The sequence below is a fragment of the Novosphingobium soli genome, assembly GCF_042432915.1.
Classification (GTDB): Bacteria; Pseudomonadota; Alphaproteobacteria; order Sphingomonadales; family Sphingomonadaceae; genus Novosphingobium; species Novosphingobium soli.
On sequence record NZ_JBHLWK010000008.1, the window covers coordinates 66,215 to 90,196 of the forward strand.

21 protein-coding genes are annotated in these 23,982 nt (G+C 70.2%); 16 read left to right on the top strand and 5 right to left on the bottom strand.

Annotated elements, in window-relative coordinates:
• Positions 1–48: 48 nt before the first annotated feature.
• The 5 genes from gluQRS to ACFFJC_RS04925 all read left to right on the top strand — a co-directional run bounded on the left by gluQRS (position 49) and on the right by ACFFJC_RS04925 (position 3,078).
• Positions 49–891: a tRNA glutamyl-Q(34) synthetase GluQRS gene (gene gluQRS / locus ACFFJC_RS04905; RefSeq protein ID WP_379486375.1), complete on the top strand. Its 843-nt coding sequence runs from the start codon at positions 49–51 to the stop codon at positions 889–891.
• Positions 888–1,121: a hypothetical protein gene (locus ACFFJC_RS04910; RefSeq protein ID WP_379486376.1), complete on the top strand. Its 234-nt coding sequence runs from the start codon at positions 888–890 to the stop codon at positions 1,119–1,121. The genes gluQRS and ACFFJC_RS04910 overlap by 4 nt, the downstream gene beginning before the upstream one ends.
• A 3-nt stretch (positions 1,122–1,124) precedes the next feature.
• Positions 1,125–1,703 carry a cob(I)yrinic acid a,c-diamide adenosyltransferase gene (locus ACFFJC_RS04915; protein WP_379486377.1) on the top strand — a complete coding sequence of 193 codons (579 nt, stop codon included), beginning with the start codon at positions 1,125–1,127 and terminating at the stop codon, positions 1,701–1,703.
• A 62-nt stretch (positions 1,704–1,765) separates the two neighbouring features.
• On the top strand, positions 1,766–2,635 hold the full coding sequence (locus ACFFJC_RS04920) for a 3-hydroxyacyl-CoA dehydrogenase family protein (protein ID WP_379486378.1): 870 nt from the start codon (positions 1,766–1,768) through the stop codon (positions 2,633–2,635).
• Between the two features lie 128 nt (positions 2,636–2,763).
• Positions 2,764–3,078, top strand: a complete 315-nt coding sequence (locus ACFFJC_RS04925; RefSeq protein ID WP_379486379.1) for a hypothetical protein — start codon at positions 2,764–2,766, stop codon at positions 3,076–3,078.
• Positions 3,079–3,082: 4 nt separating this feature from the next.
• Here ACFFJC_RS04925 and mutS read toward each other — a convergent pair whose 3' ends face one another.
• Positions 3,083–5,680: a DNA mismatch repair protein MutS gene (gene mutS / locus ACFFJC_RS04930; RefSeq protein ID WP_379486380.1), complete on the bottom strand. Its 2,598-nt coding sequence runs from the start codon at positions 5,678–5,680 to the stop codon at positions 3,083–3,085.
• 114 nt (positions 5,681–5,794) lie between these two features.
• Here mutS and ACFFJC_RS04935 point away from each other — a divergent pair, with 114 nt between their 5' ends.
• Positions 5,795–8,056 (top strand): NADP-dependent malic enzyme, encoded by a 2,262-nt coding sequence (locus ACFFJC_RS04935; protein WP_379486381.1) that lies wholly within the window; start codon positions 5,795–5,797, stop codon positions 8,054–8,056.
• A gap of 57 nt (positions 8,057–8,113) precedes the next feature.
• Here ACFFJC_RS04935 and trmB read toward each other — a convergent pair whose 3' ends face one another.
• On the bottom strand, positions 8,114–8,830 hold the full coding sequence (gene trmB, locus ACFFJC_RS04940) for a tRNA (guanine(46)-N(7))-methyltransferase TrmB (protein ID WP_379486382.1): 717 nt from the start codon (positions 8,828–8,830) through the stop codon (positions 8,114–8,116).
• A 112-nt stretch (positions 8,831–8,942) separates the two neighbouring features.
• Here trmB and ACFFJC_RS04945 point away from each other — a divergent pair, with 112 nt between their 5' ends.
• Positions 8,943–9,299, top strand: a complete 357-nt coding sequence (locus ACFFJC_RS04945) for a CidA/LrgA family protein (protein WP_379486383.1) — start codon at positions 8,943–8,945, stop codon at positions 9,297–9,299.
• On the top strand, positions 9,299–9,994 hold the full coding sequence (locus ACFFJC_RS04950; protein ID WP_379486471.1) for an LrgB family protein: 696 nt from the start codon (positions 9,299–9,301) through the stop codon (positions 9,992–9,994). Before ACFFJC_RS04945 ends, ACFFJC_RS04950 begins: the two co-directional genes overlap by 1 nt.
• 44 nt (positions 9,995–10,038) lie before the next feature.
• On the opposite strand, the gene ctrA is transcribed toward ACFFJC_RS04950, so the two are convergent.
• A complete protein-coding gene (gene ctrA, locus ACFFJC_RS04955; protein WP_007688003.1) occupies positions 10,039–10,734 on the bottom strand; it encodes a response regulator transcription factor CtrA in 696 nt (231 codons plus the stop codon).
• A gap of 268 nt (positions 10,735–11,002) precedes the next feature.
• Complete coding sequence (locus tag ACFFJC_RS04960) at positions 11,003–11,200, bottom strand: hypothetical protein (protein WP_379486384.1); 198 nt, start codon at positions 11,198–11,200, stop codon at positions 11,003–11,005.
• A 57-nt stretch (positions 11,201–11,257) separates the two neighbouring features.
• Here ACFFJC_RS04960 and ACFFJC_RS04965 point away from each other — a divergent pair, with 57 nt between their 5' ends.
• The 5 genes from ACFFJC_RS04965 to ACFFJC_RS04985 all read left to right on the top strand — a co-directional run bounded on the left by ACFFJC_RS04965 (position 11,258) and on the right by ACFFJC_RS04985 (position 21,321).
• Positions 11,258–12,499 (top strand): TIGR04063 family PEP-CTERM/XrtA system glycosyltransferase, encoded by a 1,242-nt coding sequence (locus ACFFJC_RS04965; protein ID WP_379486385.1) that lies wholly within the window; start codon positions 11,258–11,260, stop codon positions 12,497–12,499.
• A gap of 47 nt (positions 12,500–12,546) precedes the next feature.
• A complete protein-coding gene (locus ACFFJC_RS04970) occupies positions 12,547–14,283 on the top strand; it encodes a hypothetical protein (RefSeq protein ID WP_379486386.1) in 1,737 nt (578 codons plus the stop codon).
• A gap of 258 nt (positions 14,284–14,541) precedes the next feature.
• The gene (gene gltB, locus ACFFJC_RS04975; RefSeq protein WP_379486387.1) at positions 14,542–19,191 is read left to right on the top strand and encodes a glutamate synthase large subunit; all 4,650 of its coding nucleotides are present in this window, start codon (positions 14,542–14,544) and stop codon (positions 19,189–19,191) included.
• 19 nt (positions 19,192–19,210) lie between these two features.
• Positions 19,211–20,644: a glutamate synthase subunit beta gene (locus tag ACFFJC_RS04980; RefSeq protein ID WP_379486388.1), complete on the top strand. Its 1,434-nt coding sequence runs from the start codon at positions 19,211–19,213 to the stop codon at positions 20,642–20,644.
• A gap of 368 nt (positions 20,645–21,012) precedes the next feature.
• Positions 21,013–21,321, top strand: coding sequence for a putative quinol monooxygenase (locus tag ACFFJC_RS04985; RefSeq protein WP_379486389.1), 309 nt, complete (start codon positions 21,013–21,015; stop codon positions 21,319–21,321).
• A gap of 4 nt (positions 21,322–21,325) precedes the next feature.
• Here the strand turns inward: ACFFJC_RS04985 and ACFFJC_RS04990 are convergent, their stop codons facing one another.
• The gene (locus tag ACFFJC_RS04990; protein ID WP_379486390.1) at positions 21,326–22,015 is read right to left on the bottom strand and encodes a uracil-DNA glycosylase; all 690 of its coding nucleotides are present in this window, start codon (positions 22,013–22,015) and stop codon (positions 21,326–21,328) included.
• 93 nt (positions 22,016–22,108) lie between these two features.
• Here ACFFJC_RS04990 and ACFFJC_RS04995 point away from each other — a divergent pair, with 93 nt between their 5' ends.
• From ACFFJC_RS04995 to ACFFJC_RS05005, 3 genes are read left to right on the top strand one after another with little or no spacing between them, the layout of a single operon-like run.
• Positions 22,109–22,732, top strand: coding sequence for a ribonuclease D (locus tag ACFFJC_RS04995; RefSeq protein WP_379486391.1), 624 nt, complete (start codon positions 22,109–22,111; stop codon positions 22,730–22,732).
• 41 nt (positions 22,733–22,773) lie between these two features.
• Positions 22,774–23,421, top strand: coding sequence for an LPS export ABC transporter periplasmic protein LptC (gene lptC, locus ACFFJC_RS05000; protein ID WP_379486392.1), 648 nt, complete (start codon positions 22,774–22,776; stop codon positions 23,419–23,421).
• Positions 23,418–23,945 carry an LptA/OstA family protein gene (locus ACFFJC_RS05005; RefSeq protein ID WP_379486393.1) on the top strand — a complete coding sequence of 176 codons (528 nt, stop codon included), beginning with the start codon at positions 23,418–23,420 and terminating at the stop codon, positions 23,943–23,945. The genes lptC and ACFFJC_RS05005 overlap by 4 nt, the downstream gene beginning before the upstream one ends.
• Positions 23,946–23,982 lie beyond the last annotated feature (37 nt).

The window sequence follows — 23,982 nt, forward strand, 5'->3', positions numbered from 1 at the left end:
CCACAGGATGGCTTGCGAGCGGCACGAGGGGCGCTAGGACGGGCTGCGATGCGCACCCGCTTCGCTCCCAGCCCCAACGGCCCGCTGCACCTTGGCCACGCCTACGCTGCGCTCGTGGCGCATGACGCCGCGCGTACCCGCGGCGGCGCCTTCGTCCTGCGGGTCGAGGACATCGACGGCGAGCGCAGCCGGGCCGAATTCGTCGCGTCGGCCTTCGAGGACCTGGAATGGCTCGGCCTGCGGTGGGACGAAGAGGCGGTGTTCCAGTCGCACCGGCTGGCGCGCTATGCGGCGGCCGGGGAGCGGCTGAAGGACATGGGCCTGCTCTACCCCTGCACCTGCACGCGTGCCGAGATCGCCGCCGCGGCGCGCGCGTCCGGGCCGGACGGCCCGGTCTATCCCGGGACCTGCCGCGGCCGCGGCGTCGATGGCGCGCATGCCGCCTGGCGGCTCGACGTTGCCCGGGCCCTGGCCCTGACGGGGCCGCTCGCGTGGCGGGACGAAGCCGCCGGCACGCAAGTCGCCACGCCGGAGATCTTCGGCGACGTCGTGCTGCTCAGGAAGGACCTCCCGGCCAGCTATCACCTCGCCGCCACGCTCGACGACGCGGCGGACGGCGTGACCCTCGTCACCCGCGGCATGGACCTGTTCCCCGCCAGCCACGTCCACCGCCTGCTCCAGGCCCTGCTCGAGCTTCCCGTGCCCACCTGGCTGCACCACCCGCTGCTGCTGGAGGCGGACGGCCGCAAGCTCGCGAAGCGCCGCGGCTCGCCCGCGCTCGCCGACCGGCGCGCGGCGGGGGAGGACGGCAGCGCGATCGCCGATGCGTTGCGCGCCGGGCGGCTGCCTGCTGGCATTTCGCTGTCGCAGGGCCTACATCACAGGCCATGAACTATTTCATCGCCATCATCGTGGGCGTGCTGATGATCATGGTCGTCGTCAGCCTGGTGCGCGGCATCGTCGCGTTCATGAACAGCACCAAGGAAGACCTCCATCGCGATCCGAACGCGACGGGGCCGAGCCCGAACCAGATCCTGCAGAACAAGATGATGTTCAACCGCATCAAGTACCAGGCGGCCGCCGTGCTGGTCTGCGCGGTGCTGCTCGCGATGGCGCGCTGAGCCTTGGTCCGGCTCAACAAGATCTACACCCGTACCGGGGACGACGGTACCACCGGCCTGGTGGACGGCTCCCGCCTGCCCAAGCACGCGGCGCGGATGGAGGCGATCGGCGCGGTGGACGAGGCGAACAGCGCCATCGGCCTCGCCGTCTGCGCGCTCGCCGGCAGCGAGCATGCGCTCGCGTTGACGCGCATCCAGAACGACCTGTTCGACCTCGGCGCCGATCTGGCCACGCCCGCTGCACCGGGAGAGGACTTCGCCCCGGGCGAGATGACGCTCAGGGTCGTGCAGGCGCAGGTCGACTGGCTCGAGGGTGCGATCGACGCGGTCAACGCGCGGCTTGCCCCTCTGCGCAGCTTCATCTTGCCCGGTGGGAGCGAAGCCGCCGCGCGCGTCCACGTCGCCCGGGCCTCCGCACGCGCGGCGGAGCGCCGCGCCACGGCGCTGGCCGCCGCCGATCCGGTGAATCCCGCCGCGCTCGCCTACCTCAACCGGCTGAGCGACTATCTCTTCGTCCTCGCCCGGGCGGTCAATCGCGACGGCGCCGACGACGTGCTTTGGGTGCCAGGACAGAATCGCTAGGTTCCCTCGCTGCGCGCCAGCCGCTACCCCGCGGCGGCAAGGTAGAGAGAGGGAGTGTGGCAGTGCAGACAGTCGGCATCATCGGCGCAGGCATCATGGGCTCGGGCATCGCCCAGACCGTGGCGAGCAAGGGCATGGACGTGGTCCTCACCGACGTCAGCCTGGAGAACGCCGAAAAGGGCAAGGCCGGCATCGCCAAGGGGCTGGCCCGGCTGGTGGCGAAGGATAAGCTCACCCAGGCCGATGCCGACGCCCTGCTGGGTCGCATCACCCTCGCCGCCGACTACGCCGCGATGTCGGGCGCCGACCTCATCATCGAGGCGGCGACGGAGCGCGAGGACATCAAGCACACGATCTTCGAGGCGGCCGGAAAAGTACTGGGCGCCAACGCGATCATGGCCTCGAACACCAGCTCGATCCCGATCACCCGCATGGCGGCCTCCTCGCCCGACCCGGCGCGCTTCTGCGGGCTGCACTTCTTCAACCCGGTTCCGGTCATGGGCCTGGTCGAAGTGATCCCCGGCCTCGCCACCTCGCAGGACACCATCGCGAGGATGAAGGCCTTCGGCGAGACGCTGGGCAAGACCGTGGTCCTCGCCGGCGACGAGCCCGGCTTCGTCGTCAACCGTATCCTGTGCCCGATGCTGAACGAGGCGATCTTCGTGCTCGGGGCGGGCATCGGCTCGGTCGAGGACATCGACGCGGGCTGCCGGATCGGCCTCAACCATCCGATGGGCCCGCTGACGCTGGCGGACTTCGTGGGGCTCGACACCCTCTACGAGATCATGAAGGTGTTCCACGCCACCACGGGTGATCCCAAGTACCGCCCCGCGCCGCTGCTGCAGAAGTACGTCGAGGCGGGCTGGTACGGCCGCAAGACCGGCAAGGGCTTCTACGACTATTCGGGCGAGACGCCGGTCCCGACCCGCTGACGCGCGAGGCCCGCTGCCCTCCGAAGGGATAGCGGGCCGCCTGCCGGGCCGCTCCACCGGATTTCCCGTGCCCTGGCGGAACCGCCTGCTCGGCCGTTCCGTTACAGGGGCAAAGGAGATTTTTTCCGATGATCGAACGCCCCGACGACCTCGCCCATGAAACCGACCAGGACATGGAGGAAGAGGAAAGCCAGGCCCAGACCGTCACCGACGAGGCGCGGCTGCGCAACACCGCGGCACAGGGCCTGAGCGACAGCGAGAAGCCCTCCAACCCGCTCGACCCCGCCGACACGCCCGACGTCGTCGATCACATCAACCAGATGGAACGCGACGGCCGGGTCGACATGTCCGCATTCGACGGCGAGGAGACGATGGACGACCTCGAGAACCGCTACGGCAGCCGCCACGCCGCCGACGAGCAGTTCTCCGAAGACGATTCCTGATCGCTCACGCGCCCGCCTCGCGCTTGAGATCGTAGAGGATCTCCAGCGCGTCGCGCGGCGACAAGGCATCCACGTCCAGCGCGCGCAAGGTGTCGCGCAGCGTGTCGCAGGCCTCCTCGCGCGCTTCCTGCGCCGCGACGAAAAGCGGCAGGTCTCCTAGGCCGGCCGCCAGCCCGCCGGTCTCCGCGCGGCCCTTTTCCAGCTTGTCCAGCACCGACTTGGCGCGGCTGATGACTTTGGGCGGCACCCCCGCCAGGCGCGCCACCGCCAGTCCGTAGCTGCGGTCGGCCGGGCCGTCGGCGAGTTCGTGCAGCAGGACCAGATCCCCCTTCCATTCGCGCGCGCGCACGTGGTGCAGCGAGAGCGCCTCGCAGGTCTCCGCTAGCCGGGCGAGCTCGTGGTAGTGCGTGGCGAACAGGCAGCGGCAGCGGTTGGTCTCGTGGACCGCCTCGGCCACCGCCCAGGCCAGCGCGAGGCCGTCGTACGTGGATGTCCCCCGGCCCACCTCGTCGAGGATCACGAAGCTGCGCTCGGTCGCTTGGGCGAGGATGGCGGCCGTCTCCACCATCTCCACCATGAAGGTCGAGCGCCCGCGCGCCAGGTTGTCCGAGGCGCCGACGCGGCTGAACAGGCGGTCGACCAGCCCGATCCGCGCGGAGCGGGCCGGCACGAACCCGCCCGCCTGCGCCAGCAGGACGATCAGCGCGTTCTGGCGCAGGAAGGTGGACTTGCCGCCCATGTTGGGCCCGCCGATCAGCCACAGCCGGTCGTGGCTGGCGAGGCGGCAATCGTTGGCGACGAAGCGCTCGCCCTGGGCCTTCAGCGCCGCCTCCACCACCGGATGGCGCCCGCCCTCGATCTCGAGCGAAAGCCCGTCCACCACTTGCGGACGCGTCCAGTTTCCTTCCGCCGCCCGCTCGGCCTGGCCGGCAGCGACGTCGATGCGCGCCAGCGCGGCCGCGGTCAGCGCGATCGCCTGCCGCGACGCGACGGCCTCGGCGACCAGCGCCTCGAAGTGCGACTCCTCGGCCGCGAGCGCGTGCGCCCCCGCCTCGGTGATGCGCGCCGCCTCCTCGTGCAGCGCCAGCGCGTTGAACCGCATGGCGCCCGCCATCGTCTGGCGGTGCGAGAACCCGCTCTCAGCCTCGAGCAGCCTGTCGGCGTGGCGCTGCGGCACCTCGATGAAGTAGCCGAGGACGTTGTTGTGCTTGATCTTGAGCGCCGCGACGCCGGTCTCGTCGCGGTACTTCGCCTCCAGCGCGGCGATGGCGCGCCGGGCATTGCCGGACATGACCCGCAGTTCGTCCAGCGCGGCGTCGTAGCCGGAGGCGATGTACCCGCCCTGCCCGCGCTCGGTGGGTGGGGCCGGCACCAGCGCCCGCTCGAAGTGATCGACGAGCGCACCGTGGCCGGCGAGATCGGGCAGCAGCCGCTCCAGCAGCACCGGCACGCCCTCCAAATCCGCCAGCCGGTCGCCGACCCGGCGCGCGCCTGCCAGGCCATCCCGCAGCTGGCCCAGATCACGCGGCGAGCCGCGCCCGGCCACCACGCGGCCGAGCGCGCGACCGACGTCGGGAAGTGCCCGCAGCGCCGCACGCAGGTCCTCGCGCAGGAGCGCATGGCGGTGCAGCCACTCGACCAGCTCCAGGCGCTCGGCGATGGCCGCCCGGCTCATCAGCGGCGCCGAGAGGTCTTCCGCGAGCTGGCGCGCGCCCGCGCCGGTGACGCAGCGGTCGATGGCGTCGATCAGGCTGCCCCGGCGCCCGCCTTGCGCCGCCTCGAGGATCTCCAGGCTCGCGCGGGTCGCCTCGTCCATCGCCAGCACCGCGTCCCCGGCGCGGGCCTCGGGGGGCAGCAGCAGCGGCAGCGCACCCCGGCCGACATGGTCGAGGTAGGCGATGAGCCCGCCCGCCGCGGCCAGCATCGACCGGGTGAAGGCCCCGAAGCCGTCGAGCGTGGCGACGCCGTGGATACCCTTGAGCCGCGCCTCGCCCCCGTCGGCGGAGAACTCGTGCGCGCCGCGCCGGATCGCCCCCTCGGGGCCGGCCTCCCAGCCCTCGGGCACCACCAGCTCGCTGGCGCCCAGCCGCGCGAGCGCCGCCGCCAGCCGCTCGGGCGCGCATTCCTCCAGCGCCATGCGGCCGGTCGAGATGTCGCAGGCGGCGATGCCGACGCTGCCCCGCAGCTCGCAGGCGGCGGCGAGCACGTTGGCGCGGCGCGGCTCGAGCAGCGCCTCCTCGGTCAGGGTGCCGGCGGTCACGAAGCGCACGATGTCGCGCGCGACGAGCGCCTTCGAGCCGCCGCGCTTCTTCGCCTCCGCCGGGGTTTCGACCTGCTCCGCGATGGCGACGCGGCACCCCGCCTTGATCAGCCGCGCAAGGTAGCTCTCGGCGGCATGGACCGGCACGCCGCACATCGGAATGGGCTGGCCCAAGTGCTCGCCGCGCGTGGTCAGCGCGATGTCCAGGATCGTGCTTGCGGTCCGCGCATCCTCGAAGAACAGCTCGAAGAAGTCGCCCATGCGGTAAAACAGCAGGCAGTCGCCCGCCTCCTCGCGCAGCGCCAGGTATTGCGCCATCATCGGAGTCGCGCCGGAAGTCATGGCGGCCAGCGTTAGCGCCGGCGCACAGCCTTTGTGAAGCGCGCGTCCGGCGCCTTTCCCCTATCGCGTCGGCGCGACATTCGTTAGGGCGCAGGCGAAACCGGGAGAATACGCTTGTCCGACAAAGCCAAGGTCCAGTTCACCGAGCGCGAGGCGCTGTTCTATCACCAGACGATCCGTCCGGGTAAGATCGAGATCATCGCCAGCAAGCCCATGGCCACCCAGCGCGACCTCAGCCTGGCCTACTCGCCGGGCGTGGCCGTACCGGTGCAGGCCATCGCCGACGATCCCGCGACGGCCTACGACTACACCGCCAAGGGCAACCTCGTCGCGGTCATCTCGAACGGGACGGCGATCCTGGGCATGGGCAACCTCGGCGCGCTGGCCTCCAAGCCGGTGATGGAAGGCAAGGCCGTCCTGTTCAAGCGCTTCGCCGACGTCGATTCGATCGACATCGAGCTTGCCAGCGAGGACACCGAGGCGCTGATCGAGGCGATCGCGATGATGGAGCCGAGCTTCGGCGGCATCAACCTGGAAGACATCAAGGCGCCCGAGTGCTTCATCATCGAGCAGGCCCTGCGCGAGCGGATGAACATCCCGGTCATGCACGACGACCAGCACGGCACCGCGATCATCGCGGCGGCCGGCCTCATCAACGCCTGCCTCATCACCGGTCGCAAGCTGGACGAGATCAAGGTGGTGGTGAACGGCGCCGGCGCCTCGGCGCTCGCCTGCACCTCGCTCATCAAGTCGATGGGCGTGAAGCACGACAACGTGCTGGTCTGCGACACGCGCGGCGTGATCTATCCCGGCCGCGAGCGGGTGGATCAGTTCAAGTCTACCCACGCGGTCGCAACCGACAAGCGCACGCTGCTCGAAGCGATCGAGGGCGCGGACGTGTTCCTCGGCCTCTCGGCCAAGGGCGCGGTGACGCAGGACATGGTCAAGCGGATGGCTCCCGAGCCGATCATCTTCGCGATGGCCAACCCGGACCCGGAGATCACCCCGCCCGAGGCCAAGGCCGTCCGTCCCGACGCGATCGTCGCCACCGGCCGTTCGGACTATCCGAACCAGGTCAACAACGTGCTCGGCTTCCCCTTCATCTTCCGCGGCGCGCTCGACGTGCGGGCGACCGCGATCAACGAGGAGATGAAGATCGCCGCCGCCACCGCCATCGCCGAGCTGGCGCGCGAACAGGTCCACGAGGATGTCGCCGCGGCCTATGGCGAAGCGCAGCAGTTCGGCCGCGACTACATCATCCCCGCGCCCTTCGACCCGCGCCTGATGGAAGTCGTGCCGATGGCGGTCGCCAAGGCGGCCATGGACTCGGGCGTGGCGCAGAAGCCGATCGAGGACTTCGAGGCCTACCGCGACCAGCTGAAGGCCCGCCTCAACCCCACCACCTCGATTCTCACCCGCGTCTACGAGCAGGTCCGCGCCAACCCCAAGCGGGTGATCTTTGCGGAGGCCGACAACGAGGTCGTCCTGCGCGCCGCGATCCAGTACCGCGACTTCGGCTACGGTGAGCCGGTGCTGGTGGGCCGCACGCAGGTCATCCTCGACAGGATGGCGGAGCTCGGGGTTCCCAATCCGGAGAGCTACCAGATCGAGAACTCGATGGTCTCCGACCACGTCGCGCCGATGGTGGAGATGGTTTACGAGCGCCTCAAGCGCCGCGGCTTCCTGCAGCGCGACGTCCAGCGCATGGTCAACACCGACCGCAACATCTTCGCCGCGGGGCTGCTCAAGCTGGGCGTCGGCGATGCCCTGATCACCGGCATGACGCGCCCCTTCGCGCAGACGATCAAGGAAGTGCGGCGGGTACTCGACCCCGCCGAAGGCAAGCTCGCCTTCGGGATCCACATGCTGGTGGGCAAGAACCACACGGTGTTCATGGCCGATACCACCATCAACGAACGCCCGGATGCAGCGCAGCTCGCGGTGATCGCCCAGGAGACCGCCGCGGTCGCCCGGCGCCTCGGCCACGAGCCCCGCGTCGCCTTCCTCAGCTACTCGACCTTCGGCAACCCCTCGGGCAAGTGGCTGGAGACCACGCGCGAGGCGATCCGCATCCTGGACGAGGAGCAGGTGGACTTCGAGTACGAGGGCGAGATGGCGCCCGACGCCGCGCTCAACCCGAAGATCATGGCGCTCTATCCGTTCAGCCGCCTGTCGGCGCCGGCCAACGTGCTGATCATGCCGGGGCTGCAGTCAGCCAACATCTCGGCCAAGCTGCTCAAGGAGATCGGCGGCACCACCTCGATCGGCCCGATGCTGCTGGGCGCCGAGAAGCCGGTGCAGATCGTGCCGATGACGGCGCTGGCACCCGATGTGCTGACGCTCGCGGTGCTGGCCGCCGCGGGCATCGCCGGCTGAACCCGCGCCCGCACGCTGCCTGACCGCGGGGGGCCGGGCAGCGCGCGGGCCGCGGCGTCACGTGCGCCGGTAGCGGAAGTACCAAACCTCGTGGCCGTAGACGGTGCGCGCCTTGTTCTCGTAGCGCGTCTCGGGCCAGCCGCCGGGGCGGACCTGGAAGTCGCGCGGGCGCTCGCACTGCCATGCGAACTGGTCGGTATGGCGCTGCATCACCATCAGCGCATGGCGCAGGTAGACGGCATGATCGGTGCCGAAGCGGAACTCGCCGCCGGGCTTGAGCTTGGCCGCGAACATATCCACCGGGCCGTCGTTCATCATGCGCCGCTTGGCGTGGCGTGCCTTGGGCCAGGGATCGGGATGGAGCAGATAGAGGAACGATAGCGCCCCGTCAGGGACGCGGGAGAGCACCTCCAGCGCGTCGCCGTGATGGATCCGCACGTTGCCGATGGGCGGGTGTGCGCCGTTGTCGCCGCTGACGTGGAGCAGCGCCTGCGCGACGCCGTTGAGGAACGGCTCGGCGCCGATGAAGCCGTGGTCGGGCAGCATGTCCGCGCGCGCCGCCATGTGCTCGCCGCCGCCGAAGCCGATCTCGAAGTGGAGGGGGCAGTCGTGGCCGAACAGCCGCTCAGCGGTGACGGGGCCTTCGCGCGGCACTGCGATGCGCGGCAGCAGGTCGTCGACGAGTCCCTGCTGCCCGGCGCGCAAGGGCTTGCCCTTGGCCCGGCCGTAGAGGCGGTTGAGCGTGGTCGGATCGCCGGATTTGTATGCCGTCATGGCGCGCGCCACTGACACCCTCGCCGGTCCGGGTCAATGGAGTGGTGATGCCGGGGGCCCCTGGCGCGGATTGCGCATTGCCACCGGCCGCTCCGGCCTGCTTTATCCGCCCATGCTGCCCGCCATCTTCCTGCTGCTCGCCTGCCAGCTCGCCGGAGAGGCGATCCACCGCCTGACGGGACTACCGCTGCCGGGCGCGGTCACCGGCATGCTCCTGCTGCTGTCCTGGCTGGCGCTGGTCCCGCGCGAGCGGCCGGTGCTCGGCACCGTGACCGGCTGGCTCACCGCGCACCTGGCGGTGATGTTCGTGCCGGCCGCGGTAGGCCTGGTGGACGAGGGCGCCGTGCTGTCGCGCTACGGCCTGGGGCTGGCGGTCGCCACCGCGGTGTCGACCGCCCTCACCCTGGTGGTCACCGCGCTGGTGTTCCGCTGGGCGCTGCGCCGGTTCGCTGCGGAGGGCGACTCGTGATGGAGCCGGTGTTCCTGGCCCTCCCGCTCGTCTGGCTCACGGCGACGCTGGGGGTCTTCGTGCTGTTCGACGCGCTGTCGCGCCGGTGCGGGCGCCATCCGCTCTGCCACCCGGTGCTCTGGTCCACGCCGGTGCTGATCGGGGCGCTGCTGGCGACCGGGACCTCCTATACGACCTACAAGGCCGCCACCGCGCCGCTCAGCTTCCTGCTCGGCCCGGCGGTCGTCGGGCTGGCGGTGCCCGTCTGGCGAGAGCGCCGCCGCATCCGCAAGCTGGCGGTGCCGGTCACCCTGGCGCTCCTGGCCGGCGCAGTGACGTCGATCGCCAGCGCCGTGGGTGTCCTCGCGCTGCTCGGAGCCCCGCGCGAGATCCTCGCCTCGATCGCGCCCCGCGCCACGACCACCCCGGTCGCGATGGCGGTGGCGGGGCAGCTGGGCGGCATCCCGGCTCTGGCAGCCGTCATCGTGCTCTTCGCCGGCGTGCTCGGCGCCATGATAGCGACGCCGCTGCTCGATGCGCTGGGCTTGCGCGACTACCGGGTGCGCGGCTTCGCGGTCGGACTGGCAGCGCACGGGATCGGCGCTGCCCGTGCCTTCCAGGTGGATGCCACCGCCGGCGCGCTCGCCAGCCTGGCCATGGCGCTCAATGCGGTGCTCACCGCCGCGCTGCTCTCGCTTGTCGCCCTGGCGATCTGAATGGCCACAGCCCACGGCCCTGCAAGGGCGCGGGCTCCGGACGGTCAGGCCGCCTCGGCCGCCTCGTCCGGGTCGCGCAGCACGTAGCCGCGGCCCCACACCGTCTCGATGTAGTTGGCACCGCCGCAGGCATGGGCGAGCTTCTTGCGCAGCTTGCAGATGAAGACATCGATGATCTTCAGCTCGGGCTCGTCCATGCCGCCGTAGAGATGGTTGAGGAACATCTCCTTGGTCAGCGTGGTGCCCTTGCGCAAGCTGAGCAGCTCGAGCATCGCGTATTCCTTGCCCGTCAGGTGCACGCGGGCGCCATCGACCTCCACCGTCTTGGCGTCGAGGTTGACCACCAGCTTGCCGGTCCGGATGACCGACTGCGAGTGTCCCTTGGAACGGCGCACGACAGCGTGGATGCGGGCGATCAGCTCCTCCCGGTGGAAGGGCTTGGTCACGTAGTCGTCCGCGCCGAATCCGAACGAGCGGACCTTGCTGTCCATCTCCGAGATGCCCGAGAGGATCAGGACCGGCGTCTGCACCTTGGCGACGCGCAGCTTCTTGAGCACGTCGTAGCCGTGCATGTCCGGCAGGTTGAGGTCCAGCAGGATGATGTCGTAGTCGTAGAGCTTCCCGAGATCGAGGCCTTCCTCGCCCAAGTCGGTGGAGTAGACGTTGAATCCCTCCGCGGTCAGCATGAGCTCAATGGCCCGGGCGGTGGTCGGTTCATCCTCGATCAGCAGCACTCGCATGGGTTGCGTCCCTTCTTGCCCCGCTATCCGCCACGCCTGTGGACGTTTGACGAACTGGCTCTTTATTAACCATATGAGCGATGAGGGTTAAAGGTTAATTTGGGGTAAACTCCGTGAATGCCCTTAACAGATTGTAATCCGGGGCCCCGAAGGCAGCATGCGGCCGCGGGACCGATGGGAGCGCGTCCGCTTCCGGTTAATGGCTGCGCCCGTCGCGAGCGAGGGAGCGATGCCGACTCGGCGACGCCTGCAGAGCCTGGCTACGCCGTCAGCCTGCGGACTCGTCCTTGTCCGCCGCATCGGACGAGCGGACCACGCGCATCGGCGCGCCCAGCGTGCGCGGACGCGGCGGCGTGCCGGCCTCCCGGCCTTCGTCGTCGAGATCGGCGCGTCCGAGCAGTCGCCAGGCCGCCAGCAGCAGCAGGCCGTGCGAGAGCGAAAGGGCGAGGATGTCGACCATCGCCATGGCCGTAGCAGCAACGGGTTGACGGCGCGTTAAGCGTTGCGTGCTAGGCTGGCCGCCATGACCCGCGTCCTCCACGTGCTCGACCATTCGCTGCCGGTCCACAGCGGCTACACCTTCCGCACGCGCGCGATCCTCAAGGCGCAGGAAGGGCTCGGCATCGACGTGCGCGGGGTCACCGGGCCGCGCTACAACGCCGGCGAAGGCGGTCCCGAGCTTCACGACGGGCTGCTGTTCCACCGCACCCCCGGCGAGCCCAAGGGCCCGCCCGGCCTGCGCGAGTGGCGCGAGGTGGGGCTCTTCGCCGACGGGATCGAGCGCGCCGTGGCCGCATGGCGGCCCGATGTGCTCCACGCCCATTCGCCGCTGCTCTGCGGCCAGGCGGCGCTGCGCGTGGCACGCCGGCTCGGCATCCCGCTGGTCTACGAGATCCGCGCCTTCTGGGAAGATGCAGCGGTAGGCAACGGCACGGGGCGTGAAGGCTCGCTCAAGTATCGGCTGACGCGCGCGCTCGAGACCCGCCTGGCGCGCCAGGCCGACGCGGTGGTGACGATCTGCCAGGGGCTGCGCGCCGATCTCGTCCGGCGCGGCATTCCGGAGGACAAGATCACCGTCGTGCCCAACGGCGTGGACCTCTCGCTCTTCGGGGAGCCCCTGCCCCGCGATGCCGCGCTGGCCGAAGCCCTGGGCTTCGACGGCCCGGCAGGCCCCAGCCCCGTCGTGGGCTTCATCGGCAGCTTCTACGACTACGAGGGCCTCGACCTTCTGATCGCCGCGATGCCGGCGCTCGTCGCCCGCCAGCCGGAGGCCAAGCTGCTCCTCGTGGGCGGCGGACCGCGCGAGGAGGCGCTGCGCGCGCAGGCGGCGGCCTCTCCCGCGGCGGCCGCGATCCGCTTCGTGGGCCGCGTTCCGCATAAGGAGGTGGACCGCTACTACGCGCTGTGCGACGTCATGGCCTATCCCCGCAAGCGCAGCCGCCTCACCGACCTGGTCACGCCGCTCAAGCCGCTGGAGGCGATGGCGCAGGGCAAGCTGGTGGCGGCGAGCGACGTCGGCGGCCACCGCGAACTGGTGGAGGACGGGCGGACCGGCGTGCTTTTCGCACCCGACGATGCGGCGGCCTGCGCCGCTGCGCTGGCCCGGCTCCTGGAGTCCCGCGGGGAGTGGGAGGCCTATCGCCGGGCCGGCCGCGAGCATGTGGAAACGCGGCACGACTGGGCCTACAATGCCCGTCGTTATGGTCTCGTTTACCAGATGCTGGCACCACCGGACCCGGACGGACGGCTTGTCGCAGCCGCCTAAGGGTGCCGTAAGGGCCACTTAACGAAGCAGTACGGGGTAAGGTTCACGTGGCTCAGACCAGGCGCAGCACCACCGGAGCGGACCAGCCGATCACGCGACACCCGCTGTTTCCGGCCATTGTCGCGCTCTGGAGCGCTGCGGTGTTCGCGCTGGCCAGCATCGCCGTCAGCCCGGCCCTGCTGGAGAACTTGGTGGCGGCGACGGGGGTCGAGAGGGTCTTGCCGATGGCAGCGCCCCCCCTGGGGACCACGACTCGCGTGCTGCTCGCGCTGGCCATGGCGGCGCTGGGCGCCCTGGCAGGCGCGCTCGTCGCCCGCCGCATCGCTGCCGGCACCGCCCCGAAGCGCCTTCGCTCCGCCGCCCTCGCGGTCGACGCCGGCACGGCGCAAGAGGATGAGGCGCAAGCCTCGCTTCCCCGCCGCCGCCGCGCGCTGGCGATGGACCCCACCGCCGCGCAGGACTGGAGCGCCGAGGCGCCGACGGCGGATGGCGAGCCGCGGATCCTCAACGTGGCCGACTTCGACATCGAGGACTTGGACGGCAACGCCGTCGACGACGCCGCGTTCCGCCGCGCGCTGGGCAAAGCGAGCGAGACCGGTGCGGACGACCAGCCGCTGCCGCCCTGGCTCGACACCGACGCCGCATGGCGCACGCCGGACGACGCGAACGGCTCCGCGCCTGTCGGCGGGCCAGTGTTCCCGTCGGAGCGGGAGGCGACCGGGGCAGCGCCGGCGAGCACGCCCGCGCCCACCAGCGTCGAGAAATCCGGCCCCGGGTTCAAGCTGCTGCCGCGCCTGCCGCAGGGCGACTGGAGCGCGGACATGCCGGACGAGGCCCCTGCCCCGCGCCCCTTCGATGCGCCACCCGCGTCCGACGCGCGCTACGGCGCCGCGCCCGGCACCGCCGCCACGTTCGACGCACCGGCGCCGTTCGCGGCGCTGGAGGCCGCGGCCCAGGACGCGGCGCGGCTTCGCGATGAGGGCCGCAGCGCCGCGCAGCGCATCGCCGAAGCCCGCCTCGACGACCTTTCGCCGGTCGAGCTGGTCGAGCGCCTCGCGCTCGCCCTGGCGCGTCGCCGCGAGGAGGCCCGCCGCGCCGCCGAGGCGGCGCCGGACCTGCGGCCAGGCCCAATCTCACCTCTGGAATTCACCCCGCCCCCGGCGCTCGCCCCGGCCCCGTTCACGGCGCCGGTAGTGGCGCCCGTGGCCCCGGACGCGAGCCCCGGCGACACCGTCGCGGCGGCAAGGCCGGTCCCGGCCGCGCTGCGCCCCGTCACGACCGGCCTGTCCGGGGCCGAGGTCGAGCCGCTCCCCGGCTACCAGCCGCCCCGCTCGATCGGCCTGGCGGCCGCCACCCCCCCACGTGCGGCGCTCGACGCCATTCCCTTCCCGACCAGCCCGTTCACCGCCGAGGCCGGCGCCGGGCAGGACGACGAGGCCGCGGTGCTCGAACGGGGCTATTCCTCGCTGCTCGACCTGTCGCGGCAGGCGGGCGCACGGCGCGCCTTCCTGACGTTCGATCACGAGGACGGGGGCGAGGACGGGGGCGAAGACCCGGCGCTGCAGGGGCCGCCCTTGGACGCCGCGCCTTTCGCCCGCCCGGTGCTGGCCGCCGCGCCCGATGCGGCGCCGTTCGACCCGCCGGCGGGCACCGTCAGCGTGCCCGCGACGGCTGCGGAGGGTCCCCGCCCGTTCGACGCGCCGCCGCTGCCGGTGGCGAGCGAGACCGAGCGCGCCTTGCGCGAAGCGCTTGCCACGCTCCAGCGGGTGAGCGGCGCCGCCTGACCTGTGGCACTCCGCAGGTCGACCTGCGCTTGCGCAGGATCGCTCCGGCACTGTCCCGGATAATAAAATGCCGGGATTCCCGGCCTGGACGCCACCATCCTGCGCGCCGGGGCCGGTTCGCCATTGCAAAACCGTCCTGCAATCGTCATGGGGACCTTGGGGTCACTATGCCGCGTGGGGCTGTGTGCACGATTCGCGCGCACTCCGCAGGCGCGCCCGGTGGGCCCCGGCAAAAAAATGACAGGATGGGTTCTATCGATGGGATTTCCTAAGCCCCAAGGCCTTTATGATGCGCGCAATGAACACGACGCCTGCGGTGTGGGCTTCGTCGCCCATATCAAGGGCCAGAAAAACCATGCGATCATTATCCAGGCCCTGGAGATTCTGAAAAACCTCGACCACCGCGGTGCGGTGGGCGCCGACCCGCTGCTGGGCGACGGCGCGGGCATCCTGACGCAGATTCCCGACCAGCTGTTCCGTACCTGGGCCGCGGGCGCAGGCGTCACTCTGCCGCAGCCCGGCGACTATGCCGTCGCGATGTGCTTCCTGCCGCAGGACCAGGCCGCGCACGACTTCATCGTCGCCACCTTCGAGAAGTTCATCAAGAAGGAAGGCCAGACGCTCCTCGGCTGGCGCGACGTCCCCGTCACCACCGACGGCCTGGGCAAGACCGTGCTCGAATCGATGCCGGTGATCCGCCAGTGCTTCGTGGGCCGCGGCGAGAACTGCACCGACCAGGACGCGTTCGAGCGCAAGATCCTGGCGATCCGCAAGCAGACCCAGAACCCGCTGGCGGCGCTGGCGGAAAAGCACGGCATGCCCGGGCTCACCGAGCTCTACATGCCCAGCTTCTCCAGCCGCACGATCGTCTACAAGGGCCTGCTGCTGGCGACCCAGGTCGGCTCGTTCTACGACGACCTGCGCGATCCCGAGTTCGTCTCGGCGCTCGGCCTCGTCCACCAGCGCTTCAGCACCAACACCTTCCCGAGCTGGAAGCTGGCGCACCCGTTCCGCTTCATGGCGCACAACGGCGAGATCAACACGGTTCGCGGCAACGTGAACTGGATGAACGCGCGCCGCCGCACCATGGAATCCGAGCTGCTCGGCGCCGACCTCGACAAGATGTGGCCGCTGATCCCGCACGGCCAGTCGGACACCGCCTGCCTCGACAACGCGCTCGAGCTGCTGATCGCGGGCGGCTACAGCCTGGTCCACGCGATGATGATCCTCATCCCCGAGGCCTGGGCGGGCAACCCGCTGATGACCCCGGAACGCCGCGCGTTCTACGAGTATCACGCCGCCCTGATGGAGCCGTGGGACGGCCCTGCCGCCGTCGCCTTCACCGACGGTCGCCAGATCGGCGCCACGCTCGACCGCAACGGCCTGCGCCCCGCGCGCTTCCTCGTCACCGACGACGACCTGTGCGTGATGGCCTCGGAAAGCGGCGTGCTTCCGATCAAGGAAGACAACATCGTGCGCAAGTGGCGCCTCCAGCCCGGCCGCATGCTGCTGATCGACTTCGAGGAAGGCCGCATCATCGAGGACGAGGAGATCAAGACCAAGCTGGCCGAGGCCGAGCCCTACGAGAAGTGGCTCGACCAGGCGCAGTACAAGCTGGTCGATCTCGACGTGATCGAACCCGAGCTGGCCGAGCTGCCCAAGCCCACCGGCACCCTGCTCGATCGCCAGCAGGCCTTCGGCTACACGCAGGAGGACGTCAGCCGCTTCCTCGAGCCGATGGCCGTCATGGCCGACGATCCGCTCGGCTCGATGGGCACCGACACGCCGATCCCGGTGCTGTCGAACAAGTCGCGCCTGCTCTACGACTACTTCAAGCAGAACTTCGCGCAGGTCACCAACCCGCCGATCGACCCGATCCGCGAGGAACTGGTGATGAGCCTGGTCACCATGATCGGGCCGCGGCCGAACCTGCTGGGCCATGATGCGGGCACGCACAAGCGCCTGGAAGTGAGCCAGCCGATCCTGACCGACCTCGGCCTTGCCAAGATCCGCTCGGTGGAGGCCGCGCTCGATGGCGCGTTCCGCACCGCCACCATCGACATGACCTGGGACGCCGCGACCGGCGCCGCCGGGCTGGAGATGGCGATCAAGGAGATGTGCTGGGCCGCGACCGAGGCGGTGCTGGCGGACAAGAACATCCTGGTCCTGTCCGACCGCGCCCAGGGGCCCGACCGCATCCCGATGCCGGCGCTGCTGGCGACGGCGGCCGTCCACCACCACCTCGTCCGCCAGGGCCTGCGCATGCAGACCGGCCTCGTGGTGGAAACCGGCGAAGCGCGCGAAGTCCACCACTTCTGCGCGCTGGCGGGCTACGGCGCCGAGGCGATCAACCCCTACCTCGCGCTCGAGACGATCGAGGCGATCCGCGTGCGCAAGAACCTGCCGGTGTCGGCCGAGCAGGCGGCGAAGAACTACGTCTACGCCATCGGCAAGGGCATCCGGAAGGTCATGTCCAAGATGGGCATCTCGACCTACCAGTCCTACTGCGGCGCGCAGATCTTCGACGCGGTCGGCCTGTCCAGCGCCTTCGTCGACAAGTACTTCACCGGGACCGCGACCACGATCGAGGGCGCCGGCCTGATGGAGATCGCGGAGGAGACCGTGCGCCGCCACGCGGACGCCTACGGCGACAACCCGATCTACAAGTCGATGCTCGACGTGGGCGGCATGTACGGCCAGCGCATCCGCGGCGAGGAGCACGCCTGGACCAGCACCAACATCGGCCTGCTCCAGCACGCCGTGCGCGGCAACCTGCCGGAGAAGTATAGGGAGTTCGCGCAGACCATCAACGACCAGTCGGAGCGCATGCTCACGATCCGCGGGCTGATGGACTTCGTGCCGGGCTCGTCGATCCCGCTCGAGGAGGTCGAGCCCGCCAGCGCGATCGTCAAGCGCTTCGCCACCGGCGCGATGAGCTACGGCTCGATCTCGTGGGAGGCGCATACCACGCTGGCGCTGGCGATGAACCGCATCGGCGGCAAGTCCAACACCGGCGAGGGCGGCGAGGATCCGCGGCGCTTCAAGCCGCTGGAAAACGGCGATTCGATGCGCTCGTCGATCAAGCAGGTGGCCTCGGGGCGCTTCGGCGTCACCACCGAGTACCTCGTCAACGCCGATGACATCCAGATCAAGATGGCGCAGGGCGCGAAGCCTGGGGAGGGCGGGCAGCTTCCCGGTGACAAGGTGGACCGCACCATCGGCGCCACCCGCCACTCGACCCCGGGCGTGGGCCTCATCAGCCCGCCGCCGCACCACGACATCTACTCGATCGAGGACATCGCCCAGCTCATCCACGACCTCAAGAACGTGAACCCCAGGGCGCGCGTCTCGGTCAAGCTGGTGTCCGAAGTGGGCGTCGGCACGGTCGCGGCCGGCGTCTCCAAGGCGCGGGCGGACCACATCACCATCGCCGGCTACGAAGGGGGCACCGGCGCTTCGCCGCTGACCTCGCTGACCCACGCCGGTTCGCCGTGGGAGATCGGCCTTGCCGAGACGCAGCAGACGCTGCTGCTCAACAACCTGCGCAGCCGCGTGGTGGTGCAGGCCGACGGCGGCCTGCGCACCGGGCGCGACGTCGCCATCGCGGCGCTGCTCGGCGCCGACGAGTTCGGCTTCGCCACCGCCCCGCTGATCGCGGCCGGCTGCATCATGATGCGCAAGTGCCACCTCAACACCTGCCCGGTCGGCGTCGCCACGCAGGACCCGGTGCTGCGCGCGCGCTTCACCGGCCAGCCCGAGCACGTCATCAACTACTTCTTCTTCGTCGCCGAGGAACTGCGCGCGATCATGGCCGAGCTCGGCTTCCGCACGCTGGCGGAGATGGTCGGCCGGGTCGACCGGCTGAACATGAAGAAGGCGATCGGCCACTGGAAGGCCAAGGGCGTGGACCTCTCCAAGGTCCTCTACCAGGCGCCGCAGGGCGACAGCCCCTCGCTCAACTGGAGCCAGACGCAGGACCACGGCCTCGAGAACGCGCTCGACAACGCGCTGATCGAAGCCGCGGCCGAGGCCCTGGAAAGCCGCCAGCCGGTGCGCATCGAGAAGTCGATCATCAACGTCAACCGCACGGTCGGCGCGATGCTCTCGGGCGAAGTGGCCAAGCGCTACGGGCACGCGGGCCTGCCGGACAACACGATCAACGTGAAGCTCACCGGCGTCGCCGGCCAGAGCTTCGCCGCCTGGCTCGCCCACGGCGTCACGCTCGACCTCACCGGCGATGCCAACGACTACGTCGGCAAGGGCCTCTCGGGCGGCCGCGTGATCGTGCGCCAGCCGAGCCACGTCGACCGCGACCCCACCAAGAACATCATCGTCGGCAACACCGTGCTCTACGGCGCGATCTCGGGCGAGGCGTTCTTCAACGGCGTGGGCGGCGAGCGCTTCGCGGTCCGCAACTCGGGCGCCATCGCGGTGGTCGAGGGCTGCGGCGACCATGGCTGCGAGTACATGACCGGCGGCGTCGTGGCGGTGCTGGGCAAGACCGGCCGCAACTTCGCGGCAGGCATGTCGGGCGGCGTCGCCTACGTCTACGACGAGGACGGCGAGTTCGCCAAGCTGGTCAACGGCGCGATGGTCGACCTGCTGCCGATTGCGGCCGAAGCCGACGAGGAAGAAGGCACGGACGATTCCTGGGGCCGCCCGCAGCAGCGCACCGTCTCGGTCACCGACCTCGGCATGGGCGATCCGCTGCGCCACGACGCGGAGCGGCTGCGCATCCTGCTCGAACGCCACCACCTGCACACCGGCTCGAAGCGCGCCCGGGCGCTGCTCGACGACTGGTCGAACACGCTGGGCAAGTTCGTCAAGGTGATGCCGCGCGACTACGCCAGGGCCCTGCGCCAGCAGGAGGCCGAGCGCCTCCAGGCCGCCTCGGTCGCAGCAGAATAAGATTTAGGATCGCATCGAAATGGGCAAGGAAACCGGCTTCCTCGAACTCGACCGCCAGGACCGTACGTACGGTCCGGTCGAGGATCGCCTGAAGAACTACAACGAGTTCGTCGTCCCGCTCTCGCAGGACGCGCTCCGCGACCAGGCGTCGCGCTGCATGAACTGCGGCGTGCCGCACTGCCACACCGGCTGTCCGGTCAACAACATGATCCCGGACTGGAACCACCTCGTCTACGAGGACGACTTCCGCAACGCGCTCGACGTCCTGCACTCGACCAACAACTTCCCCGAGTTCACCGGCCGCATCTGCCCCGCCCCGTGCGAGGCGGCCTGCACGCTGAACATCATCGACGAGCCGGTGACCATCAAGTCGGTGGAATGCGCGATCGTCGACAAGGGCTGGCAGGAAGGCTGGATCGTACCGGCCCCGGCCAAGACGCGGACCGGCAAGTCGGTCGCGGTGGTGGGCTCGGGCCCGGCCGGCATGGCCTGCGCACAGCAGCTGGCGCGGGCCGGCCACTCGGTCACGGTGTTCGAGAAGAACGACCGCGTGGGCGGGCTGATGCGCTACGGCATCCCCGACTTCAAGATGGAGAAGCACCTCATCAACCGCCGGCTGGTGCAGATGATGGCCGAGGGCGTGGAGTTCAAGACCTCCACCGAAGTGGGCGTCACCGTCTCGGTGGCCTCGCTCAAGGAGAACTTCGACGCGGTCGTCTTCGCCGGCGGCGCCGAGGATCCCCGCCCGCTCAACATCCCCGGCTTCGAGCTGCCCGGGGTGCGCTTCGCGATGGAGTTCCTGACCCAGCAGAACAAGCGCAACGCCGGCGACGACGAGCTGCGCGCCGCGCCGCGCGGCTCGCTGACCGCGACCGGCAAGCACGTGATCGTCATCGGCGGCGGCGACACCGGCTCGGACTGCGTGGGCACCTCGAACCGCCAGGGCGCCGCCTCGGTGACCCAGCTCGAGATCATGCCGCGCCCGCCCGAGAAGGAGAACAAGGCGCTGTCGTGGCCGTTCTGGCCGCTCAAGCTGCGGACCTCCTCCAGCCACGAGGAAGGCGCCACCCGCGACTGGGCCGTGCTGACCAAGCGCGTAGTCGGCGACAACGACGTCAAGGGACTGGAATGCGTCCGCGTCGAGTGGAAGGACGGCAGGATGGAGGAGGTCCCCGGCAGCGAGTTCACGCTGCAGGCCGATCTCATCCTGCTGGCCATGGGCTTCGTGGGTCCGCGCAAGGCCGGCATGATCGACCAGTCGGGCGTCGAGCTCGACGCGCGCGGCAACGTCAAGGCGAACGTCTTCGAGTACCGCACCAGCGACGAGAAGATCTGGTCCTGCGGCGACATGCGCCGGGGCCAGTCGCTGGTGGTCTGGGCGATCCGCGAAGGCCGCCAGTGCGCCCGCGCGGTGGACGAGGCGCTGATGGGCGCAAGCCTGCTGCCGCGCTGAGCGTCCCCGACCTTCTCGAACGAGGGGCGTGCCGCAAGGTGCGCCCCTTTTTCGTTGCGGGTGTGGCGGCCGGGGCTTCGACAAGCTCAGCCTGAGCGGGATTTTGGGGGCCTTTCACGCCTCGCTTGCGCATGCCCTTGGAAGCCAAAGTGGACCGCTCAAGATGAGCCTGCCCCCGCCGCTCTCATCCCGCTCAGGCTGAGCCTGTCGAAGCCCCCCCAGGCTCAATCTGCCCACGCCGCTCTGATCCGCTCGCGCTGAGCCTGTCGAAGCCCTGTCACGCGCACGCGCCGACGCGATCACTTCCGTCGCACCCTTGACCGCCGGTCGCGCGCCGGCTCTCTCGCAGCCAAAGAGGGAGACCGCCGATGTTGCTCGAAGTCGCCGAAATCGAAGTGCGCCCCGGCGCCGAGGACCAGTTCGCCAGCGCCATGCGCGAGGCCGGCATCGCCCACCTGGCCGCCTGCGACGGCGTCGTCTCGGTTCGCTTCGGCCGCGGGGTGGAGAACCCCTCCAAGTTCACCTTCAACGTCGTGTGGACCTCGATGGAGGCGCACCAGGAGGCGCGCGGGCTGGAGGCCTTCGGCAAGTTCCGCGCGTGCTTCGGCGACCTCACCGTAGGCGGGGCCATGAGCCACTACGTCATGGACGAGGCCGTGCCCGGCGCCTCCGCCTGAAAGATCACCAGTCGATCGTGCCTCGCCCGTGCCGGGCGAGGAAGGCGTTGGCCTTGCTGAAGTGCGCGCATCCGAAGAACCCGGAGTGGGCCGATAACGGGCTCGGGTGGGGCGCCGTCAGCACCAGGTGATGGCCCTCGGCCAGCCCGGGCACGCGCATCGCCTTCTTGCGCGCGTGGTTGCCCCAGAGCAGGAACACGCAGGGCTCCGGCTTGGCCGCCACCGCGGCGACGGCGGCATCTGTGATCGCCTCCCAGCCGCGGTTCTGGTGCGAGCCGGCCTGCCCTTCCTCCACCGTCAGCGCGTTGTTGAGCAGCAGCACGCCCTGGCGCGCCCAGTGCTCGAGGTTGCCGTGCCCTGGCGCCTGGACGCCGCAATCGCGCGCCAGTTCCTTGTAGATGTTCACCAGCGAAGGCGGCACCCGCACGCCTTCGGGAACCGAGAACGCAAGGCCGTGCGCCTGGCCCGCGCCGTGGTAGGGGTCCTGGCCCAGGATCACGACGCGCACCGCGTCCAGCGGCGTCAGTTCCAGCGCCCGCAGCCGTGCGCCCGCGGGCGGATAGATCCGCTTGCCGGCCGCTTCCTCGCCCTTCAGCCATCCGCCCAGCCGCCGCGCCTCGGTCGTCGCCAGCGCGGGCGCGAGCGCCGCGGCCCAGCTTGGGGCGATGCTCTGCACGTCCTGTGTTGCCGTCATGCCCGCGACCTTTCGAAAAACCAGTGCGCCGGGGCGCGCCCGGGCTTGCGGGCATTGCGAAACACCCGACCAGTCCCTAAGCATTCCCGGATCATGGCTGTCCATCTCCACGAAGAAGATCTCCCCGAAGGCGTGCTCGCGCCGGGTCCCGTCGCCATCGACACCGAGACCATGGGCCTCATCACCGCCCGCGACCGGCTCTGCCTGGTGCAGATCTCGGACGGCCAGGGGGACGAGCACCTCGTCCGCTTCGCCGCCGGCAGCCGCTTTGCCGCGCCGAATCTGAAAGCGGTGCTCGCCGATCCGGCCCGCCTCAAGCTCTACCACTTCGCGCGCTTCGATCTGGCCGCGATCGAGCATTACCTCGGGGTCACCGCGGCGCCGGTGTTCTGCACCAAGATCGCCAGCAAGCTGGTGCGCACCTACACCGATCGCCACGGCCTCAAGGATCTGGTGCGCGAACTCCTCGGCAAGGAGGTGTCCAAGCAGCAGCAGTCCAGCGACTGGGGCGCGCCCGAACTGAGCGACGCGCAGAAGGACTACGCCGCGTCGGACGTGCGCTACCTCCACGCCATGCACGCGATCCTGGTGGAACGCCTCGCACGCGAAGGACGCACCGAACTGGCGCAAGCCTGCTTCGACTTCCTGCCCGCGCGCGCCCGGCTCGACCTTGCGGGCTGGCCGGACCACGACATCTTCAGCCACGAAGCCGCCTGATCGCGGCACTCTTCTCGCCCCGGGGAGTTTCCCGAAACGCCATGTCCGTCGACGCCGTCCAGATCCGCAACCGCCGCCGGCACTTCGCCGCGCCCGGCGGTTCGCACGACCGGCTGGTGGCGCTGCTGGCGAAAGTGCTGCCGGCCGGCATCGGGCTGGTGGCCGCGGTGATGATCCTGGTGCCGCTTTCCCCCCGCGGAGAGATCAGCTTCCTGCTGGACCGCAACAAGGTGGCGGTCACCGGCGAGCGGCTGCGCGCGGACGATGCCGCCTATCGCGGCAAGGACAACAAGAACCGCGACTTCGTGGTGACCTCCGGCACCGCCGTGCAGAAGACCGCGACCACGCCGATCGTCGAGATGCTGGACCTCAAGGCCCTCATGCACCTGAACGACGGCCCGGCCCAGATCGTCGCCCCCCGGGGCGCCTACAACTACGACACCGAGCAGATCGCGGTGGCCGGGCCGGTCAACTTCGCCGCGCCCGACGGCTACCGCATGACCACGCGCAACGTCGCCATCGACGTGAAGAAGCAGGTTGCGGTGGGATCGGGCGGGGTCGATGGCACCGTCCCCACGGGGACCTTCCGGGCCGATTCGATGAAGGCGGACCTGGAAGGCCGCACCGTCACCCTGGAAGGCAATGCCCGCCTGCGCATGACGCCCGGCAAGCTGAGGATACCGCAATGATGCCCGCCCCGAAGATCCTCCTGCGCGCGGCGATCGCCGCCCCGATCCTTGGCATCGCGGCCTTCGCGGCCGTGCCGCAGCCCGAGGCGCAGGTGTTCAGCGGCCACAACTCCGATGCCCCGGTGGACTATGCGGCCGACCGCATCGAGCTGCAGGACCGGCAGGACCGCGTGATCCTGTCCGGTAACGTCGACGTGAAGCAGGCCGAACTGCGCCTGCGCGCGGCCCGCACGGTGGTGAACTTCACCAATGCCGGAGCGCTCCAGATCCAGCGCATCACCGCGAGCGGCGGCGTCGTCGTCACCCGCGGCAGCGAGACGGCGACCGGGGACGTCGGCATCTACGACTTCAACCAGAAGATCATCACCATGACCGGCAACGCCACGATCAAGCGTGCCAATGGCGACACGCTGCGCGGCGGTCGCCTGGTCGTGGACCTCAAGAGCGGCGTGTCCTCGGCCTCGGGCGGCAAGGGTGGCCGCGTCTCGGGCACGTTCAGCGTGCCCAAGCAAAGCGGCAACTGATTTCGAATCGGGGCCTGGCGCCCCGATCGCTTCCACG

Bases quoted from the DNA above. Each gene is read 5' to 3' on its own strand.
- gluQRS (WP_379486375.1), top strand. From the start codon at position 49: ATGCGCACCCGCTTCGCTCCCAGCCCCAACGGCCCGCTGCACCTTGGC.
- ACFFJC_RS04910 (WP_379486376.1), top strand. From the start codon at position 888: ATGAACTATTTCATCGCCATCATCGTGGGCGTGCTGATGATCATGGTC.
- ACFFJC_RS04925 (WP_379486379.1), top strand. From the start codon at position 2,764: ATGATCGAACGCCCCGACGACCTCGCCCATGAAACCGACCAGGACATG.
- mutS (WP_379486380.1), bottom strand. From the start codon at position 5,680: ATGACTTCCGGCGCGACTCCGATGATGGCGCAATACCTGGCGCTGCGC.
- trmB (WP_379486382.1), bottom strand. From the start codon at position 8,830: ATGACGGCATACAAATCCGGCGATCCGACCACGCTCAACCGCCTCTAC.
- ACFFJC_RS04945 (WP_379486383.1), top strand. From the start codon at position 8,943: ATGCTGCCCGCCATCTTCCTGCTGCTCGCCTGCCAGCTCGCCGGAGAG.
- ACFFJC_RS04950 (WP_379486471.1), top strand. From the start codon at position 9,299: ATGGAGCCGGTGTTCCTGGCCCTCCCGCTCGTCTGGCTCACGGCGACG.
- ctrA (WP_007688003.1), bottom strand. From the start codon at position 10,734: ATGCGAGTGCTGCTGATCGAGGATGAACCGACCACCGCCCGGGCCATT.
- ACFFJC_RS04960 (WP_379486384.1), bottom strand. From the start codon at position 11,200: ATGGCGATGGTCGACATCCTCGCCCTTTCGCTCTCGCACGGCCTGCTG.
- ACFFJC_RS04965 (WP_379486385.1), top strand. From the start codon at position 11,258: ATGACCCGCGTCCTCCACGTGCTCGACCATTCGCTGCCGGTCCACAGC.
- gltB (WP_379486387.1), top strand. From the start codon at position 14,542: ATGGGATTTCCTAAGCCCCAAGGCCTTTATGATGCGCGCAATGAACAC.
- ACFFJC_RS04980 (WP_379486388.1), top strand. From the start codon at position 19,211: ATGGGCAAGGAAACCGGCTTCCTCGAACTCGACCGCCAGGACCGTACG.
- ACFFJC_RS04985 (WP_379486389.1), top strand. From the start codon at position 21,013: ATGTTGCTCGAAGTCGCCGAAATCGAAGTGCGCCCCGGCGCCGAGGAC.
- ACFFJC_RS04990 (WP_379486390.1), bottom strand. From the start codon at position 22,015: ATGACGGCAACACAGGACGTGCAGAGCATCGCCCCAAGCTGGGCCGCG.
- ACFFJC_RS04995 (WP_379486391.1), top strand. From the start codon at position 22,109: ATGGCTGTCCATCTCCACGAAGAAGATCTCCCCGAAGGCGTGCTCGCG.
- lptC (WP_379486392.1), top strand. From the start codon at position 22,774: ATGTCCGTCGACGCCGTCCAGATCCGCAACCGCCGCCGGCACTTCGCC.
- ACFFJC_RS05005 (WP_379486393.1), top strand. From the start codon at position 23,418: ATGATGCCCGCCCCGAAGATCCTCCTGCGCGCGGCGATCGCCGCCCCG.